The sequence below is a fragment of the Pseudomonas svalbardensis genome (assembly GCF_030053115.1).
Lineage (GTDB): Bacteria > Pseudomonadota > Gammaproteobacteria > Pseudomonadales > Pseudomonadaceae > Aquipseudomonas > Aquipseudomonas svalbardensis.
On record NZ_CP125619.1, the window covers coordinates 2,074,092 to 2,092,273 of the forward strand.

Genomic DNA, 18,182 nt, shown 5'->3' on the forward strand with positions numbered 1-18,182 from the left:
CTTTCAGGTCGACGCAGCTCCAAGAACACCTCGGTCAGTCCCCTCTACCTCTGGGAGAGGGTTAGGGTGAGGGGCGATTTCAGCCCTCAACCGCAGGAATATGCCCAAACATTTCCTGAACAAACTCAACCCGCTCCTGCACCGTCTCAACAACCCCGCGAGCCTTCAACTCTTCAATTCGCGCCTCGACCGCATGGGTACGCAACGTCAGCCCACAATCATTAGCAATCTGAATATTCAACCCAGGCCGTGCGTTGAGCTCAAGAATCAGCGGCCCTTTCTCCTGGTCCAGCACCATGTCGACACCGATATAACCCAGCCCGCACAGCTCATAGCAGCCCGCGGCAAGTTTCATGAAACCGTCCCAGTAGGGCAGTTGCACGCCATCCACTGCGTTGGTGGTGTCCGGGTGTTTGGTGATGATGTTATTCAGCCAGGTGCCGCGCAGGGTCAGGCCGGTGGCCAAGTCGACACCGACACCGATGGCGCCCTGGTGCAGGTTGGCCTTGCCGCCGGACTGGCGGGTGGGCAGCCGCAGCATGGCCATCACCGGATAGCCCATCAGCACGATGATCCGAATGTCCGGCACGCCTTCATAGCTGATGCTCTTGAAGATCTGGTCCGGGGTCACGCGGTACTCGATCAGCGCCCGATCCCGGTGACCGCCCAAGGAGTAGAGGCCGGTCAGGATGCTGGAGATATGGTGCTCGATTTCCTCATGGCTGATGATCTTGCCGGACACCGTGCGATAGCGGCCCTCAAAACGGTCGGCAATCACAATGATGCCGTCACCGCCCGCGCCCTGGGCCGGTTTGATCACGAAGTCGTTGCGCCCGCCGATGATGTCGTTGAGGTTGTCGATTTCTTTTTCGGTGGAAATCACGCCATACAGTTCCGGCACATGAATGCCGGCGGCGATGGCGCGTTCCTTGGTGATGATCTTGTCATCGACGATCGGGTACAGACTGCGCTTGTTGTACTTGAGCACGTAGTCTGCGTTACGCCGATTGATCCCCATGATGCCCCGGGCTTCCAGGGCCTTCCAGGTCTTCCAGAAGCCGAACATCAGGCGTCAGCCTTCTTCAGGAAGGCCTTGAAACGCACCAGTTCGGTCAGGCGGTAGCCGCGATAACGCCCCATCGCCAGCATGAAGCCCACCAGGATCAACAGGATCGCCGGGAAGGTGAACACGAAGTAAACCAGTTCCGGAACGCTCATGATCAGGTGCGACAGCGACGCGGCGAACAGCGTACCGATCGCCACTTTCATGGCGTGGCCGGAGCCGCGTTCTTCCCAGGTAATCGACAGGCGTTCGATGGTCATGGTCAGAATCACCATCGGGAACAGCGCCACCGACAACCCGCGTTCCAGGCCGAGTTTATGGCTGAGCAGGCTGATCGCCGCGATCAGCACCACCACGAAAGTCAGCACCACCGACAGCCTCGGCAGCATTTGCAGCTTCAAGTGTTCAAGGTAGGAGCGCAGCGACAGGCCCAGCGCCGTGATGATGGTAAACAGCACGATACCGAAGCCGAGCTGGGTTTCCCTGAAGGCGAGGGCGATCAGCACGGGAGTAAAGGTGCCGAGGGTTTGAATGCCGATCAGGTTGCGCAGGATCAAAATCACCAGCACACCGATCGGGATCATCACCATGATCATGAACGTCTGCTGGGTTTGCAGCGGCAAACCGTACAGCGAGTATTCGAGAAAGTTGGCGTCGGTGTTTTCGTCGGTCAGCTTGGCCAGGCGGATCGCATTCATCTCGCTGTTGTTCAGGCTGAAGGTAACGTTGGCTTTCTTGCCACCATCGACAGTGATCAGGTTTTCGTCACCGGTCCACCACAGCAGGCGGTCGGTCGGCAGGCCCTGTTCACCGGTTTCCGGGTTGAAATACAGCCAGTCGGTGCCGTTGAAACTGCGCAGCCAGAGTTCCGGCATTTGCGGCTGGTCGGCCACCAGACGAATGGTGTGGACCTTTTCCACCGGCACGTGGGCGATGGACAGCACCAGCTCGACGATTTTCGCCTTGTGGCCCGCGGATGGATCGCCGCCCAGCAGCAGTTTAACGTTGTCGTCGTTGAGGTTATTAACCCGCTTGATGGCTTCGCCGATGAAGGTTTCGACGTCGGCCGAGTGTTGGCGAATCGGTGCGAGCAGGGCTTCGGCGGCGACTTTTTCCGCGCCTTCGACGGCGATGCTGTCGCGGAAGGTCGGGCCTTTGATCTTGGATTTTTCACCGGTGTAGCGCTTGGTCAGCACCAGGCGGTAATAAAGCGTTTGATTCCCCTTGGCCCGACGTGCCGACCAGGTGACTTTGCGGTTGCCGTCGGCACGGTTCACGGCCACGCCGTAGTTATTGGAAATGAAGCTCTCGTTGAGGCTGACGTAATCGCGGCTCAGCGGCGGCACGAACATCTGGATCTTGACCGGGTCCTTGGTACTGGCGACGAACTCGACTTTGGCGTCGATGTTCCACAAGTCGTCGGTGGCGTCTTCGGTCACGGGGATGCCGAGCACGAAGATCTGATAGGCCGTGACTGAAATACCCAGCACCACCAGGATGGCGATCAGGAATTTCAGGTGAAGGGTAAGAGAGCGCATTGGAATTACTCTGCGGTATGAGCGTCGGTGGCGCAGGCGGGTTTGCCAGCAGCGTATTTAAGACTGGGGTCGACCAGCGCATCGAAGCGTTTCAGTGCTTCGGAGCCGATCAGGAGCGGGTATTGGAAAGCGCTGCGGTCGGTCAAGTTCACTTCGATGCTGCGTAAAGCCGAACCCATGCAGATATTCAGCTCGATCACCGGACGGGCGGTGTACTTCTTGCCTTCTTCCGGGTCGTAGTCGCCGGCCCTGCGCTTGATCTTGCTGACGCGGGCCAGTGGCCGTTCGATCGGGTGCGAGTGCGCAGCGTCGATCGCCAGATAGAAGCGCACCCAGGATTCGCCATTGCGTTTGAAGCGTTTGATGTCTCGGGCACTCAGGGACGCGGTTTTCGCCCCGGTGTCGAGTTTGGCGGCGACTTCCAGGTCGATGCCGTCCAGGGAGGCGTACTCGTTGAGGCCGTAAACAGTCTTTTCCCCCGCCGCGGCGAAACCGGGCAGGCAAAGAAGATAAAGGAAGGTGGGGAAGGGCTTGAGTCTCATAAATCCTGGTGCGCAGCGGTCCGTACTTCGATTCAAGGCCCTGGCATTGCTGCGCAAGCTCCCTCGTATGCCTATCAACTGTTTATGACAAGCAGTGCAGATGTCACAAACAAATGCGGCCGGCATTCTAGCACGGTGGTTTTATGGCGCCAGCGCCGGGAGGCGGCTATAAACAGAGGGACTGCTTCGTTAAGGTGCAGTCGGTTATTAGACGATTGTCGACAATACCTATTTATCCTTTGACTAAAAGGTCTGTATTAGCTAGTTTTTGCGGCATCAGCTTTCAAGGTGTCGACAATATGCTGGATCAACTCGATCCCCCGGTCATTGCCCAAGACGATTCCGAGACACTTTCCGAGAACGTCTTCCGGCGCATTCAGGCGGCCATCGTCAAGGGTGAGATCGCCCCGGGCAGCAAGATCTCCGAGCCGGAACTGGCGCGCACCTATGGCATCAGCCGCGGGCCGCTGCGTGAGGCGATCCACCGTCTGGAAGGCCAGCGCCTGCTGGTTCGCGTGCCGCACGTCGGGGCGCGGGTGGTTTCGTTGAGCCATGCCGAGCTGCTGGAACTCTACGAAATCCGCGAATCCCTCGAAGGCATGGCCTGCCGTCTGGCGGCCGAGCGCATGACCCTCGAAGAAATCGACGAACTGCGCCGGGTCCTCGAAACCCACGAGCGCGATGCGGCGTTTCAGGCCGGTGTCGGCTACTACCAGCAGGAAGGCGATTTCGACTTCCACTACCGAATCATCCAGGGCAGCGGCAACCGCACCCTGACGCAGATGCTCTGCGGCGAGCTCTATCAACTGGTGCGCATGTACCGCATCCAGTTTTCCACCACGCCCAATCGCCCGCGTCAGGCCTTTGCCGAGCACCACCGAATTCTCGACGCCATCGCCGACCGTGACGGTGAGCTGGCCGAGTTGTTGATGCGCCGCCATATCGGCGCCTCCAAACGCAATATCGCTCGTCACTACCAGGACGGCGCAAACCAGACAGCCACTGAACGAGGTGAGTCATGAGTTCCAACAAGAGCACTCCAGGCCAGCGTTTCCGCGATGCGGTCGCCAGCGAACATCCGCTGCAAGTGGTCGGCGCGATCAACGCCAATCACGCGCTGCTGGCCAAGCGCGCCGGTTTCAAGGCTATTTATCTGTCGGGTGGCGGGGTGGCTGCCGGCTCCCTCGGCGTGCCGGACTTGGGTATCACCGGTCTGGACGATGTGCTGACTGACGTACGTCGCATCACTGACGTCTGCGACCTGCCGCTGCTGGTGGACGTGGACACCGGTTTCGGTTCTTCGGCGTTCAACGTCGCGCGCACCGTCAAGTCGATGATCAAGTTCGGCGCGGCGGCGATTCACATCGAAGACCAGGTCGGCGCCAAGCGCTGCGGGCACCGTCCTAATAAAGAGATCGTGTCGCTGCAGGAAATGGTCGATCGCATCAAGGCTGCTGTCGATGCCCGCACCGATGACAGCTTCGTGATCATGGCCCGCACCGACGCCCTTGCGGTGGAAGGCCTGGAATCTGCACTGGATCGTGCCGCGGCGTGCATCGAGGCCGGCGCTGACATGATCTTCCCGGAAGCCATCACCGAACTGGACATGTACAAGCTGTTCGCCAACCGCGTGAAAGCGCCGATCCTGGCCAACATCACCGAATTCGGCGCGACGCCGCTGTACACCACCGAGCAACTCGCTGCTGCCGATGTGTCGCTGGTGCTGTACCCGCTGTCGGCGTTCCGCGCGATGAACAAAGCTGCAGAAAACGTCTACACCGCGATCCGCCGCGACGGCACGCAACAGAACGTCATCGACACCATGCAGACGCGCATGGAGCTTTACGATCGCATCGACTACCACACCTTCGAGCAGAAGCTCGATGCGTTGTTCGCCGCGAAGAAGTAATGACGAACGCACCTCTGTAGCAGCTGCCGAGCAGCGCGAGGCTGCGTTCGAGGCCGAAGGACTCGCCAAGCCGGGCAACCGTGCTTACAGGTTTTACGACTGCTTCGCAGCCGAACGCAGCCTCGCGCTGCTCGACAGCTGCTACGAGAGGACGCAGCCTCGCAGGCTCGACAGCTGCTACGAAAAGAATGTAACCGTGTAGAAATTGCAGATTCCCTAACAAATTCAAGATTGGAGACAGCAATGGCCGAAGCAAAAGTACTCAGTGGCGCCGGGCTCCGTGGCCAGGTTGCCGGGCAAACCGCACTGTCCACCGTGGGCCAGTCGGGCGCAGGCCTGACCTATCGTGGCTACGACGTTCGCGAACTGGCGGCTGACGCACAATTCGAAGAAGTGGCCTACCTGCTGCTTTACGGCGAACTGCCGACCAAAACACAACTCGCCGCTTACATCAGCAAACTGAGCAAGCTGCGCGACCTGCCGCAAGCGCTGAAAGAAGTGCTGGAACGCATCCCCGCCGACGCCCACCCGATGGACGTGATGCGCACCGGTTGCTCGTTCCTGGGCAACATCGAGCCGGAGAAGGACTTCTCCGAACAACACGACGTGACCGACCGCCTGCTGGCCGCGTTCCCGGCGATCATGTGCTACTGGTATCGCTTCAGCCATGACGGCAAACGCATCAGCTGCGTGAGCGACGAACAATCCATCGGCGGCCACTTCCTGCACCTGCTGCACGACAAGAAGCCGAGCGAGTTGCACGTCAAAGTGATGAACGTTTCGCTGATTCTCTACGCGGAACACGAGTTCAACGCCTCGACCTTCACCGCACGGGTTTGTGCATCGACGCTGTCGGACATGTACTCCTGCGTCACGGCCGCCATTGGCTCGCTGCGTGGTCCGCTGCATGGCGGCGCCAACGAAGCGGCGATGGAAATGATCGAGCGCTTCAGCTCGCCGGAAGAGGCGATCAAAGGCACCCTCGGCATGCTCGAGCGCAAGGACAAGATCATGGGCTTCGGTCACGCGATCTATAAGGACAACGATCCGCGCAACGAGGTGATCAAGGGCTGGTCGAAAAAACTCGCTGACGAAGTGGGCGACACCGTGTTGTTCCCGGTTTCCGAAGCCATCGACAAGACCATGTGGGAACAGAAGAAACTGTTCCCGAACGCCGACTTCTACCATGCGTCGACGTACCACTTCATGGGCATCCCGACCAAGTTGTTCACACCGATTTTCGTCTGCTCGCGCCTGACCGGCTGGGCGGCGCACGTGTTCGAACAACGTGCCAACAACCGCATCATCCGCCCGAGCGCCGAGTACGTCGGCGTCGAACAGCGCAAGTTCGTGCCAATCGAACAACGCTGAATGGTGGAGGCTGAGGCAGCTAACTGAAGGAACCGGGAACCCTGTGGGAGCGAGCCTGCTCGCGAAGACGGACTGACATCCAACAATGATGTCGACTGAAATACCGCTTTCGCGAGCAGGCTCGCTCCCACATTGGATCGTGTGACTTTCAGGGCTAGCGCCAGGCACCCACTTTCGCAACTACCGTGACCGAGTCCTGACGATGAACACTGAATTCCGTAAACCGCTGCCCGGCAGCCATCTGGATTACTTCGACGTCCGCGCAGCTGTCGAGGCTATCCAGCCTGGCGCCTACGACACCCTGCCGTACACCTCCCGCGTGCTGGCGGAAAACCTGGTGCGTCGCTGTGACCCGGCCACGCTCACCGAATCCCTGAAGCAATTCATCGAGCGCAAACGCGACCTCGACTTCCCGTGGTTCCCGGCCCGCGTGGTGTGCCACGACATTCTCGGTCAGACCGCGCTGGTGGACCTCGCCGGCCTGCGTGACGCCATCGCCCTGCAAGGTGGCGATCCGGCGCAAGTGAACCCGGTGGTGCCGACGCAATTGATCGTCGACCACTCCCTGGCCGTCGAGCGCGGTGGCTTCGATCCGGAGGCGTTCGAGAAGAACCGCGCCATCGAAGACCGTCGCAACGAAGACCGTTTCCACTTCATCAACTGGACCAAAAAGGCCTTCAAGAACGTTGATGTGATCCCGCCTGGCAACGGGATCATGCACCAGATCAACCTGGAGAAAATGTCTCCGGTGATCCAGGTGCGCGACGGCGTGGCGTTCCCCGACACTTGCGTCGGCACCGACAGCCACACTCCGCACGTCGATGCACTGGGCGTGATCGCCATCGGTGTCGGCGGTCTGGAAGCTGAAAGCGTGATGCTCGGCCGCGCGTCCTGGATGCGTCTGCCGGAAAGCGTTGGCGTTGAACTGACCGGCAAGCTGCAACCGGGCATCACCGCCACCGACATGGTGCTGGCGCTGACAGAGTTCCTGCGTCAGCAAAAAGTCGTCGGCGCGTGGCTGGAATTCTTCGGCGAAGGCGCCTCGGCGCTGACCCTCGGTGACCGCGCAACCATTTCCAACATGGCCCCGGAGTACGGTGCAACTGCGGCGATGTTCTACATCGACCAGCAGACCATCGACTACCTGAAACTCACCGGCCGTGAAGACGAGCAGGTGCAGTTGGTCGAGAGCTACGCCAAGACCACAGGCCTGTGGGCTGACAGTCTGAAAGGCGCGCAATACGAGCGCGGGTTGACCTTCAACCTGTCCTCGGTAGTGCGCAATATGGCTGGCCCGAGCAACCCGCACGCCCGCGTCGCCACCTCGGACCTCGCGGCTCAAGGCATCTCCGGCCAGTGGGACGACGTTCCAGGCCAGATGCCGGACGGCGCGGTGATCATCGCCGCCATCACCAGTTGCACCAACACCAGCAACCCGCGCAACGTCATTGCCGCCGGCCTGCTGGCGCGCAATGCCAACAAGCTCGGGTTGACCCGCAAGCCGTGGGTCAAATCGTCCCTGGCGCCGGGTTCGAAAACCGTGGCGCTGTACCTCGACGAGGCCGGCCTGACCAGCGAGCTGGAACAACTCGGTTTCGGCATCGTCGCCTTCGCTTGCACCACCTGCAACGGCATGTCCGGCGCGCTGGATCCGGTGATCCAGCAAGAGATCATCGACCGCGACCTGTACGCCACTGCTGTGTTGTCCGGTAACCGCAACTTCGACGGCCGGATCCACCCGTACGCCAAGAACGCCTTCCTTGCGTCGCCGCCATTGGTCGTGGCTTACGCCATCGCCGGCACCATCCGTTTCGACATCGAAAAAGATGTGCTGGGCCTGGACGCCGAGGGCAAGGAAATCCGCCTGAAAGACATCTGGCCGAGCGACGAAGAAATCGACGCGGTGGTCAAGGCGTCGGTCAAGCCGGAGCAGTTCCGTCAGGTCTACATTCCGATGTTCGCCATCCACGAAGACACCGGCCCGAAAGTGACGCCGCTGTACGACTGGCGCGAGATGAGCACCTACATCCGCCGTCCGCCGTATTGGGAAGGCGCGCTGGCCGGGGCTCGTCCGCTGAAGGGCATGCGCCCGCTGGCGGTGCTGCCGGACAACATCACCACCGATCACCTGTCGCCTTCGAATGCGATCATGCTCGACAGCGCCGCCGGTGAATACCTGGCGAAAATGGGCTTGCCGGAAGAGGACTTCAACTCTTATGCAACGCACCGCGGTGACCACTTGACCGCGCAACGCGCGACCTTCGCCAACCCGAAACTGTTCAATGAAATGGTTCAGGAAAACGGCAAGGTCAAACAGGGTTCGCTGACTCGCGTCGAGCCGGAAGGCCAGGTCATGCGCATGTGGGAAGCCATCGAAACCTACATGGAACGCAAGCAGCCGCTGATCATCATCGCCGGCGCCGACTACGGTCAGGGTTCGTCCCGCGACTGGGCAGCCAAAGGTGTGCGTCTGGCGGGTGTGGAAGCGATTGCGGCCGAAGGCTTCGAGCGCATTCACCGCACCAACCTGGTGGGCATGGGCGTGTTGCCGCTGGAATTCAAACCGGGCACCGACCGCAAGACATTGGGCATCGATGGCAGCGAAACCTACGATGTGATCGGTGAGCGCACCCCGCGTGCCGAGCTGACGCTGGTGATCAACCGCAAGAACGGCGAACGCGTCGAAGTGCCGGTGACCTGCCGCCTCGACACCGCCGAAGAAGTGTCGATCTATGAGGCGGGCGGCGTGCTGCAACGCTTCGCTCAGGACTTCCTCGAAGAATCGGCGGTTGCCGTTTAACACGATGAGTTCGGGCGGGGCCATGCGGTCCCGCTCGATCCTAAAAGGAACATCATGGCTCACGCACCCCAGATCAAAATCCCCGCCACCTACATGCGTGGCGGCACCAGCAAAGGCGTGTTCTTCAGCCTGAAAGACCTGCCCGAAGCGGCACAGATTCCAGGGCCTGCTCGCGATGCCTTGTTGCTGCGCGTGATCGGCAGCCCCGACCCGTACGACAAGCAAATCGACGGCATGGGCGGCGCGACCTCCAGCACCAGCAAAACCGTGATCCTGTCGAAAAGCATCAAGGCCGATCACGACGTCGACTATCTATTCGGTCAGGTGTCCATCGATAAGCCTTTCGTCGATTGGAGCGGCAACTGCGGCAACCTGTCGGCAGCGGTCGGTTCGTTTGCTATCAGCAATGGTTTGGTGGACGCTAGCCGCATTCCGCAGAACGGCGTTGCCGTGGTTCGCGTGTGGCAGGCCAACATCGGCAAGACCATCATCGCCCACGTGCCTATTACCAACGGTGAAGTGCAAGAAACCGGCGATTTTGAACTCGACGGCGTGACCTTTCCGGCTGCTGAAGTGCAGGTCGAATTCATGGACCCGGCAGCGGAAGAAGAGGGCGGCGGCGGTTCGATGTTTCCTACCGGCAACCTGGTCGATGACCTCGAAGTGCCTGGCGTCGGAACCTTCAAGGCGACCATGATCAATGCCGGTATTCCGACGATTTTCGTCAATGCCGAAGACATCGGTTACACCGGCACCGAGTTGCAAGGCGCGATCAACAGTGATCCGAAAGCGTTGCTGATGTTTGAAACCATTCGGGCTTACGGCGCATTGCGCATGGGCTTGATCAAGGATCTGGACGAAGCGGCCAAGCGTCAGCACACGCCTAAGGTTGCTTTCGTGGCCAAGCCTGCGGACTACGTTGCTTCGAGTGGAAAAGCAATTGCGGCGGGCGATATCGATCTGTTGGTGCGGGCGCTGTCCATGGGCAAATTGCACCACGCGATGATGGGCACGGCGGCGGTGGCGATTGGTACGGCAGCGGCGATTTCCGGCACGCTGGTGAACCTCGCAGCGGGCGGTATCGAACGCAATGCCGTGCGCTTTGGGCATCCGTCCGGCACCTTGCGCGTGGGTGCTGAGGCGAGCCAGGTGAACGGTGAATGGACTGTAAACAAAGCCATTATGAGCCGCAGTGCGCGGGTGTTGATGGAAGGCTTCGTGCGGGTGCCGGGCGACTGTTTCTAAACCGGACACCGAACCAATGTGGGAGCGAGCCTGCTCGCGAAGACGGACTGACATCCAGAATTGATGTCAACTGATACACCGCTTTCGCGAGCAGGCTCGCTCCCACAGGGACTGCATTTCAACAATAAGAATGCTGTAGCTAATCGAGATTGATCCCTGAACCGAGGTCCCCTCAACGAACCACTTCAAGAGTGAATCGAACATGAGCACCAACGTCGACCAGAACAACCGCCCCGACTACGACACGGTCCTGCAGGACATTGCCGACTACGTCCTCAACTTCAAGATCCAATCCGCCGAAGCCCTCGACACCGCCCGCAATTGCCTGATGGATACGTTGGGCTGCGGCCTGCTGGCCCTGCGCTTCCCCGAGTGCACCAAACACCTTGGCCCGATCGTCGAAGGCACCGTCGTCCCGTTCGGCGCTCGCGTCCCCGGCACCAGTTATCGCCTCGACCCGGTCAAAGCAGCGTGGGATATCGGCTGCATCGTCCGCTGGCTCGACTACAACGACACCTGGCTCGCGGCCGAGTGGGGCCATCCGTCCGATAACCTCGGCGGCATTCTCGCGGTGGCGGACCACTTGTCGCAAAAACGCCTCGCCAATGGCGATGCGCCGCTGACCATTCGCGTGGTGCTCGAAGCCATGATCATGGCTCACGAAATCCAGGGGGTGATCGCGCTGGAAAACTCCTTCAATCGCGTAGGCCTGGATCACGTCATTCTGGTGAAAGTCGCCTCGACCGCTGTGACCGCCAAGCTGATGGGCGCCAATCGCGAGCAGTTGCTGTCGGCGTTGTCTCACGCCTTCGCCGACGGACAGGCGCTGCGCACTTACCGTCATGCGCCGAATGCCGGATCGCGTAAATCCTGGGCGGCCGGCGATGCGTCCAGTCGCGGCGTGCGGCTTGCGGACATCGCAATGCGTGGCGAAATGGGCATCCCCGGCGTACTGACCGCCAAACAATGGGGCTTCTACGACGTGCTGTTCAGCCACACCAACAACGACCTGGCGCTCAAGCCTGAAGACAAACGCGCGTTCAGCTTCTCCCGGCCGTACGGCAGCTACGTGATGGAAAACGTGCTGTTCAAAATCAGCTTCCCGGCCGAGTTCCACGCGCAAACGGCGTGCGAAGCCGCCGTTACGTTGCATCCGCAAGTCAGAAATCGCCTGCACGAAATCGACAAAATCGTCATCACCACCCACGAATCGGCGATCCGCATCATCTCCAAGGTCGGCCCGCTGGCCAACGCTGCGGACCGTGACCATTGCCTTCAGTACATGACCGCCGTGCCGCTGGCGTTCGGCAATCTGGTGGCCGAGCAGTACGAAGACGACTTCCACGCGGCGCATCCGATCATCGACGTGCTGCGCGAAAAAATGGTCATCGTCGAAGACCCACGCTACACCCGCGAATACCTGGAGGCCGACAAACGCTCCATCGCCAATGCGATACAGGTGTTCTTCAAGGACGGCTCCAGCACCGAAAACGTATTGGTGGAGTACCCGATCGGCCATCGCCGTCGCCGCACCGACGGCATTCCGCTGCTGGAAGAGAAGTTCAAGGCCAACCTGACTACGCGCTTCACGGCCCAGCGCAGCGCCGAGATCTTTGCATTGTGCAAGGATCAGGCTGCGCTTGAGGCGACACCGGTGAATCGGTTTGTGGATTTGTTTGTGATCTGACCGTCGCCTAGGGGTTTGCTTTTTTGCCGATGAGCCACTTTTCCACAGGTAATTTGGTGATCGCAAACCCCGTCAGCAAAATCGCCGAGTACATCATCAGTTCCCGGGACAAGGCTTGCCCCTCGTACCAGGCACCGATGATCACCGCGAACACCGGAAAAATGATGAACACAAACGACAGAATGATCGGGCTCAGTCGCTTGAGCAGCAGGAAGTAAACGATAAACCCGCCCACCGACGCCACCAGTCCCAGATAGAACAGGGCGCTCCACGAACGCGCGGTGATGGCATCGAACACCGGTGCTTCGACACTCAATCCGGCGACAAACAGCATCAGCCCGGCGATGCCAATGGGCAGCGTGTTGTAGGTGATGACGCTAATCGCCGTACCGTGTTTTTTCGTCACCACGTAACACAGCGCATGCATCACCGCGGCGCAGAGAATCGCCAACACCCCGAGCAATTCGGCATGGTCCAGATACAGCCCTTGGCTGCGGATGATCATGAACAGGCTGCCGAAACCGATAGCGATGCCGAGCACTTGCGAGGGGTAGATTTTCTCCCGCAGAAACAGCGCGGAAAACAGCAGGATGAACACCGGCATGCAGCTGAACAGCAGTGCCGTCAGGCCGGACGAAACGTGCATCTCGCCGTAATTGAGCAAGTAATACGGCAGGCTGAAATACGACAGCGTGACGAAGACAAAAAACCAGCGGCTTTCCTTGGGAAACAGCAGCGGCTCACGACGTATCAGGGCGAAGCCAAGAAATAACGGAAAAGCGATCAGGAACCGCAGGCCGGCAGCAATTAGTGGCGGCACGCTTTCAACGGCAATCTTGATCCCGAGCCACGTGGTGCCCCAACTCAGGCACACGATCAGGAACAACACGCTGGTGATCAGGGCGGCCAGCCAGGGTTTGGCAGTACGTGAAGGTACGCTGATGGCGATGGACATGATCGAACTCCTTTTGTCGTCGGAATTGACCTTCATCTGCAAAAGGTCTATCCCTGATTGAACCTGTTTCAAGCACGCTATTCGGGGCTGGAATGACTGTCAAAACAAGTATTGCCATGGTGTCAATCCTGCGCGACGGCCTCGCCAATGGTCTGGGGGTGAAATACAAACGCCTCGCCGACGCGATCGAAAAAGGCATCGCTGAAGGGCTGATCGAGCCCGCCAGCAAATTGCCGCCTCATCGGTTGCTGGCGGATAGCCTCGGCGTGACTATCGGTACCATCAGCCGCGCTTACGGTGAACTCGAACGTGTGGGATTGGTGGTCGCGCGGGTGGGGGACGGCACGTATGTGCGTCAGCGCGGAATGGAACGATCGCGGGACCGTGGCTTTCGCAATGTCAGTGATGAACCGCGGGCGTTTTTTGACATGAGCCGCAATCAACCGATTCCGGGGCAGGAAGCGCTTTTTTTGAGTCAGAGCCTGCAAGCGTTGTCCCTTGATCCTGAGGCGTTGCAACACATCAGTGGCTACACCGCCGATGTCGGTTTGCCACGCTATCGTGCGGCGGGCGCGCACTGGCTCAGGCATAAAGAGTTTGTCCCGAACACCGAGCAGATCGTTTGCGTGAACGGCGGCCAGCACGGCCTGTTGTGTGCCTTGATGGGGTTGCTCAAGGCAGGCGATACGTTGGTGACGGAGCACCTGACCTACCCGGGGTTGATCAGCGTCGCACGCCAGCTCGGGATAAAACTCATCGGTGTCGGGATGGATGATGAAGGGCTGATGCCCGATGCCCTGGAGGAGGTTTGCCGCAACCATCGTGTCTCGGCGCTGTATTGCACGCCGACGATCCAGAATCCTACGGCTGCAGTGATGTCCGTCGCACGGCGCGAGGCGATTGCAGAGGTCTGTCGGCAGCACAATCTGTTGATCTTTGAAGACGAAGCCCACGCGGTATTAGCTCAACAGCGACCGTTGCCCTTGAGCCATTTCGCCCCGGAGCGTTCGGTGCTGATCGGCAGCCTGAGCAAGGCGGTTTCGGCGGGTTTGCGAGTCGGTTACCTGCATGCGCCGCAACCGTTGATCGGACGCTTGAGCGCCGCTGTGCGCGGGACGTGCTGGATGGCCAGCCCGTTGTCGCTGGAGGTGGCGAGTCTGTGGATAGAAAACGGCATTGCCGAGCAGTTGCTGGGCCAGCAGATTGCCGAGATCGGTCGGCGCAAGGCGTTGGTGAGTGGTGTGCTGGAGGGCTTGGCGTACAAAACCCATCCCCATAGCCCGCACTTCTGGGTCGAAGTGCCCGAGCCGTGGCGGGCCTCGCAGATTGCTGAGGAACTCAAGGTGAATAATTATCTGATCGCCACCGCTGAAGCGTTTGCGGTCGGGCATGGGGCGGTACCGCAGTTCATCAGGGCGAGTGTTTGTAATTCGGCGGGGGATGATCGGTTGTTGCTGCAAGGATTTGATGCGCTGGTGGGGGCATTAACAGAGTCCGTGTAATCGTTCATCGTCGGAACGCCGCCCGGAGCAGGCTCGCTCCCACAGTTGATCTCCAGTGGACACAGCGTTTGTGTACGACAGAGATCCACTGTGGGAGCGAGCCTGCTCGCGATAGCGATGTAACTGTCGCCGAAAAATCTACTTGAACCGCCGTTCGACGCCTTTCTCCACCAGAATCTTCGCCGAAATCTCTTCCACCGAAAAATGCGTGGAATTGATGTGCGGAATGTTCTCGCGGCGGAACAGATTCTCCACCTCACGCACTTCGAATTCGCACTGTGCGTAGCTCGAATAGCGGCTGTTGGGCTTGCGCTCGTTGCGAATCGCGGTGAGGCGGTCCGGGTCGATGGTCAGGCCGAACAGTTTGTGCTGGTGGGCACGCAGGGTGCCTGGCAGTTGCAGGCGTTCCATGTCGTCTTCGGTCAGCGGGTAGTTGGCCGCGCGGATGCCAAATTGCATGGCCATGTACAGACACGTCGGCGTCTTACCACAACGCGACACGCCCACTAGGATCAGGTCCGCCTTGTCGTAATAATGCGTGCGCGCGCCATCGTCGTTGTCGAGGGCGAAGTTCACCGCCTCGATCCGCTCCATGTAATTGGAGTTGCTGCCAATCGAGTGGGATTTGCCGACGGTGTAGGAAGAATGCTCGGTCAGTTCCTGTTCAAGAGGCGCCAGAAAGGTCGAGAAAATGTCGATCATGAAACCATTGGACGTTGCGAGGATCTCACGGATGTCCTGATTGACAATGGTGTCGAAGATGATCGGCCGAAAACCATCGTTTTCAGCGGCTTTGTTGATTTGTTGTACCATGACCCGCGCTTTATCAGCGTTGTCGATGTACGGCTTCGTGAATTTGCTGAAGGTAATGTTTTCGAACTGCGCCAGGAGGCTTTGACCCAGGGTTTCGGCTGTGATGCCGGTGCCATCGGAGATAAAGAAAGCAGATCGTTTCATTTGCACCTTGGGCCTTAAGTGAGTGTCCTGTATCACAGGACACTTGTGACGAATCTTGGATATGATAGGCGCGATTTGCCGGCCGCCAGTGGCCCGCATTCTCACTTATTTTCCAGGTCCAGGCCATACAGCTGGCAAACGCTCCCTGTAGCAGCCGGCTTCTGAGCTTTTCCAACACAGTTAGTGGAGAGATCACCTTGGTAGAGTACGTAGTTTCCCTCGATAAGCTCGGCGTCCATGATGTAGAGCACGTAGGGGGCAAGAACGCATCCCTGGGCGAGATGATCAGTAACCTTGCAGGTGCCGGTGTATCGGTGCCCGGTGGCTTCGCCACGACAGCTCAGGCTTATCGTGATTTTCTCGAGCTGAGCGGCCTGAACGATCAGATCCACGCTGCCCTCGACGCCCTGGACGTCGACGATGTCAATGCCCTGGCCAAGACCGGCGCCCAGATCCGTCAATGGATCATGGAAGCCGAATTCCCCGAGAAGCTCAACGCCGAGATCCGCACTGCGTTCGCTACGCTGTCGGCCGGCAACCCTGACATGGCCGTGGCCGTGCGCTCTTCCGCTACCGCCGAAGACCTGCCGGACGCTTCCTTTGCCGGTCAGCAGGAAACCTTCCTGAACATCCGTGGTGTCGAAAACGTTATTCGCGCCGCCAAAGAGGTGTTCGCTTCTCTGTTTAACGACCGCGCGATTTCTTACCGCGTCCACCAGGGCTTCGACCACAAGCTGGTAGCCCTGTCGGCTGGCGTGCAGCGCATGGTCCGCTCCGAAACCGGCACCGCCGGCGTGATGTTCACCCTCGATACCGAATCGGGCTTCCGTGACGTGGTGTTCATCACCGGCGCCTACGGCCTGGGTGAAACCGTCGTACAAGGCGCGGTGAACCCGGATGAGTTCTACGTCCACAAAGGCACGCTGGCAGCCGGTCGTCCGGCCATCCTGCGTCGCAACCTGGGCAGCAAAGCCATCAAGATGATCTACGGCGAAATCGCCACGGCCGGTAAGTCGGTCAAGACCATCGACGTCGACAAGGCTGATCGCGCACGTTTCTGCCTGAGCGACGCCGAGGTCAGCGAGTTGGCCAAGCAAGCGATGATCATCGAGAAGCACTACAAGTGCCCGATGGACATCGAATGGGCCAAAGACGGCGACGACGGCAAGCTCTACATCGTTCAGGCCCGTCCTGAAACCGTGAAGAGCCGTACCTCGGCGAACGTCATGGAACGCTACCTGTTGAAAGAAACCGGCACCGTGCTGGTTGAAGGTCGCGCCATCGGTCAGCGCATCGGCGCCGGCAAGGTGCGCATCATCAAGGACGTGTCCGAGATGGACAAAGTCCAGCCAGGCGACGTACTGGTCTCCGACATGACCGACCCGGACTGGGAGCCGGTCATGAAGCGCGCCAGCGCCATCGTCACCAACCGTGGCGGTCGTACCTGCCACGCGGCGATCATCGCTCGCGAGTTGGGCATTCCTGCTGTAGTCGGTTGCGGCAACGCCACCCAGCTGTTGAAAGACGGCCAGGGCGTGACCGTTTCCTGCGCTGAAGGCGACACCGGTTACATCTTCGAAGGCGAACTGGGCTTCGACATCAAGAAAAACTCCGTCGATGCCATGCCTGATCTGCCGTTCAAGATCATGATGAACGTCGGCAACCCGGACCGCGCCTTCGATTTCGCTCAGCTGCCGAACGCCGGTGTGGGCCTGGCCCGTCTGGAGTTCATCATCAACCGCATGATCGGTGTTCACCCGAAAGCGCTGTTGAACTACGACGGCCTGCCGCAGGACATCAAGGACAGCGTCGACAAGCGCATCGCCGGTTACGACGATCCGGTTGGCTTCTATGTCGACAAACTGGTTGAAGGCATCAGCACCCTGGCCGCCGCGTTCACCCCGAAAAAGGTCATCGTGCGCCTGTCGGACTTTAAGTCCAACGAATACGCCAACCTGATCGGCGGCAAGCTCTACGAGCCGGAGGAAGAAAACCCGATGCTGGGCTTCCGCGGTGCTTCGCGTTACATCAGCGAAGCGTTCCGTGACTGCTTCGAACTCGAGTGCCGCGCCCTCAAGCGTGTGCGCAACGAGATGGGCCTGACCAACGTTGAAATCATGGTGCCGTTCGTCCGTACCCTGGGCGAAGCTAGCCAAGTGATCGATCTGTTGGCCGAAAATGGCCTAGCCCGCGGTGAGAATGGTCTGCGCATCATCATGATGTGCGAACTGCCGTCCAACGCGATCCTCGCGGAAGAATTCCTCGAGTTCTTTGACGGCTTCTCCATCGGCTCCAACGACCTGACCCAGCTGACCCTGGGCCTGGATCGTGACTCCGGGATCATCGCGCACCTGTTTGACGAGCGTAATCCGGCGGTCAAGAAGCTGCTGGCTAACGCGATTCAGGCCTGCAACAAGGCTGGCAAGTACATCGGCATTTGCGGTCAGGGCCCTTCGGACCACCCTGATCTGGCCAAATGGCTGATGGAGCAGGGCATCGAAAGCGTTTCGTTGAACCCCGATTCCGTACTGGAAACCTGGTTCTTCCTGGCTGAAGGTCAGGCGCAGGCTTGACCCTGTAGGAGCGAGCCTGCTCGCGATGGACTGCAGAACG

General features: G+C 59.6%; 13 protein-coding genes. 8 read left to right on the forward strand and 5 right to left on the reverse strand.

What is annotated here, in order from left to right:
• Positions 1 to 79: 79 nt before the first annotated feature.
• The 3 genes from QFX16_RS09500 to rloA are packed head-to-tail and all read right to left on the reverse strand — an operon-like array spanning position 80 to position 3,143.
• On the reverse strand, positions 80 to 1,066 hold the full coding sequence (locus QFX16_RS09500) for an alpha-L-glutamate ligase-like protein (protein WP_283183718.1): 987 nt from the start codon (positions 1,064 to 1,066) through the stop codon (positions 80 to 82).
• Positions 1,066 to 2,601, reverse strand: coding sequence for an osmotic stress tolerance membrane protein RloB (rloB, locus tag QFX16_RS09505; protein WP_283183719.1), 1,536 nt, complete (start codon positions 2,599 to 2,601; stop codon positions 1,066 to 1,068). Before rloB ends, QFX16_RS09500 begins: the two co-directional genes overlap by 1 nt.
• Before the next feature lie 5 nt (positions 2,602 to 2,606).
• Positions 2,607 to 3,143: a retropepsin-like aspartic peptidase RloA gene (rloA, locus tag QFX16_RS09510; protein ID WP_008146333.1), complete on the reverse strand. Its 537-nt coding sequence runs from the start codon at positions 3,141 to 3,143 to the stop codon at positions 2,607 to 2,609.
• A gap of 302 nt (positions 3,144 to 3,445) precedes the next feature.
• Between rloA and QFX16_RS09515 the strand changes: the two genes are divergently transcribed.
• The 6 genes from QFX16_RS09515 to prpD all read left to right on the forward strand — a co-directional run bounded on the left by QFX16_RS09515 (position 3,446) and on the right by prpD (position 12,155).
• Entirely contained in the window at positions 3,446 to 4,165 is a 720-nt protein-coding gene (locus tag QFX16_RS09515; protein WP_177327884.1) for a GntR family transcriptional regulator, read from the forward strand.
• The gene (gene prpB, locus QFX16_RS09520) at positions 4,162 to 5,052 is read left to right on the forward strand and encodes a methylisocitrate lyase (protein ID WP_010456549.1); all 891 of its coding nucleotides are present in this window, start codon (positions 4,162 to 4,164) and stop codon (positions 5,050 to 5,052) included. Before QFX16_RS09515 ends, prpB begins: the two co-directional genes overlap by 4 nt.
• Positions 5,053 to 5,295: 243 nt before the next feature.
• On the forward strand, positions 5,296 to 6,423 hold the full coding sequence (gene prpC, locus QFX16_RS09525) for a bifunctional 2-methylcitrate synthase/citrate synthase (RefSeq protein ID WP_095128807.1): 1,128 nt from the start codon (positions 5,296 to 5,298) through the stop codon (positions 6,421 to 6,423).
• Between the two features lie 202 nt (positions 6,424 to 6,625).
• Positions 6,626 to 9,223 (forward strand): Fe/S-dependent 2-methylisocitrate dehydratase AcnD, encoded by a 2,598-nt coding sequence (gene acnD / locus QFX16_RS09530; protein WP_283183720.1) that lies wholly within the window; start codon positions 6,626 to 6,628, stop codon positions 9,221 to 9,223.
• A 54-nt stretch (positions 9,224 to 9,277) separates the two neighbouring features.
• Positions 9,278 to 10,468: a 2-methylaconitate cis-trans isomerase PrpF gene (prpF, locus tag QFX16_RS09535; protein WP_283183721.1), complete on the forward strand. Its 1,191-nt coding sequence runs from the start codon at positions 9,278 to 9,280 to the stop codon at positions 10,466 to 10,468.
• Between the two features lie 202 nt (positions 10,469 to 10,670).
• Positions 10,671 to 12,155 (forward strand): 2-methylcitrate dehydratase, encoded by a 1,485-nt coding sequence (gene prpD, locus QFX16_RS09540; RefSeq protein ID WP_283183722.1) that lies wholly within the window; start codon positions 10,671 to 10,673, stop codon positions 12,153 to 12,155.
• 7 nt (positions 12,156 to 12,162) lie between these two features.
• Here the strand turns inward: prpD and QFX16_RS09545 are convergent, their stop codons facing one another.
• Entirely contained in the window at positions 12,163 to 13,065 is a 903-nt protein-coding gene (locus QFX16_RS09545; protein ID WP_283184539.1) for a DMT family transporter, read from the reverse strand.
• A 137-nt stretch (positions 13,066 to 13,202) separates the two neighbouring features.
• Between QFX16_RS09545 and QFX16_RS09550 the strand changes: the two genes are divergently transcribed.
• The gene (locus QFX16_RS09550) at positions 13,203 to 14,612 is read left to right on the forward strand and encodes an aminotransferase-like domain-containing protein (protein WP_283183723.1); all 1,410 of its coding nucleotides are present in this window, start codon (positions 13,203 to 13,205) and stop codon (positions 14,610 to 14,612) included.
• A 138-nt stretch (positions 14,613 to 14,750) separates the two neighbouring features.
• Here QFX16_RS09550 and ppsR read toward each other — a convergent pair whose 3' ends face one another.
• A complete protein-coding gene (gene ppsR, locus QFX16_RS09555) occupies positions 14,751 to 15,569 on the reverse strand; it encodes a posphoenolpyruvate synthetase regulatory kinase/phosphorylase PpsR (RefSeq protein ID WP_046047904.1) in 819 nt (272 codons plus the stop codon).
• 197 nt (positions 15,570 to 15,766) lie between these two features.
• Here ppsR and ppsA point away from each other — a divergent pair, with 197 nt between their 5' ends.
• On the forward strand, positions 15,767 to 18,142 hold the full coding sequence (gene ppsA, locus QFX16_RS09560) for a phosphoenolpyruvate synthase (RefSeq protein WP_283183724.1): 2,376 nt from the start codon (positions 15,767 to 15,769) through the stop codon (positions 18,140 to 18,142).
• Positions 18,143 to 18,182 lie beyond the last annotated feature (40 nt).

Coding starts and splice junctions, on each gene's coding strand:
- QFX16_RS09500 (WP_283183718.1), bottom strand. CDS start 1,066: ATGTTCGGCTTCTGGAAGACCTGGAAGGCCCTGGAAGCCCGGGGCATC.
- rloB (WP_283183719.1), bottom strand. CDS start 2,601: ATGCGCTCTCTTACCCTTCACCTGAAATTCCTGATCGCCATCCTGGTG.
- rloA (WP_008146333.1), bottom strand. CDS start 3,143: ATGAGACTCAAGCCCTTCCCCACCTTCCTTTATCTTCTTTGCCTGCCC.
- prpB (WP_010456549.1), top strand. CDS start 4,162: ATGAGTTCCAACAAGAGCACTCCAGGCCAGCGTTTCCGCGATGCGGTC.
- prpC (WP_095128807.1), top strand. CDS start 5,296: ATGGCCGAAGCAAAAGTACTCAGTGGCGCCGGGCTCCGTGGCCAGGTT.
- acnD (WP_283183720.1), top strand. CDS start 6,626: ATGAACACTGAATTCCGTAAACCGCTGCCCGGCAGCCATCTGGATTAC.
- prpF (WP_283183721.1), top strand. CDS start 9,278: ATGGCTCACGCACCCCAGATCAAAATCCCCGCCACCTACATGCGTGGC.
- prpD (WP_283183722.1), top strand. CDS start 10,671: ATGAGCACCAACGTCGACCAGAACAACCGCCCCGACTACGACACGGTC.
- QFX16_RS09550 (WP_283183723.1), top strand. CDS start 13,203: ATGACTGTCAAAACAAGTATTGCCATGGTGTCAATCCTGCGCGACGGC.
- ppsR (WP_046047904.1), bottom strand. CDS start 15,569: ATGAAACGATCTGCTTTCTTTATCTCCGATGGCACCGGCATCACAGCC.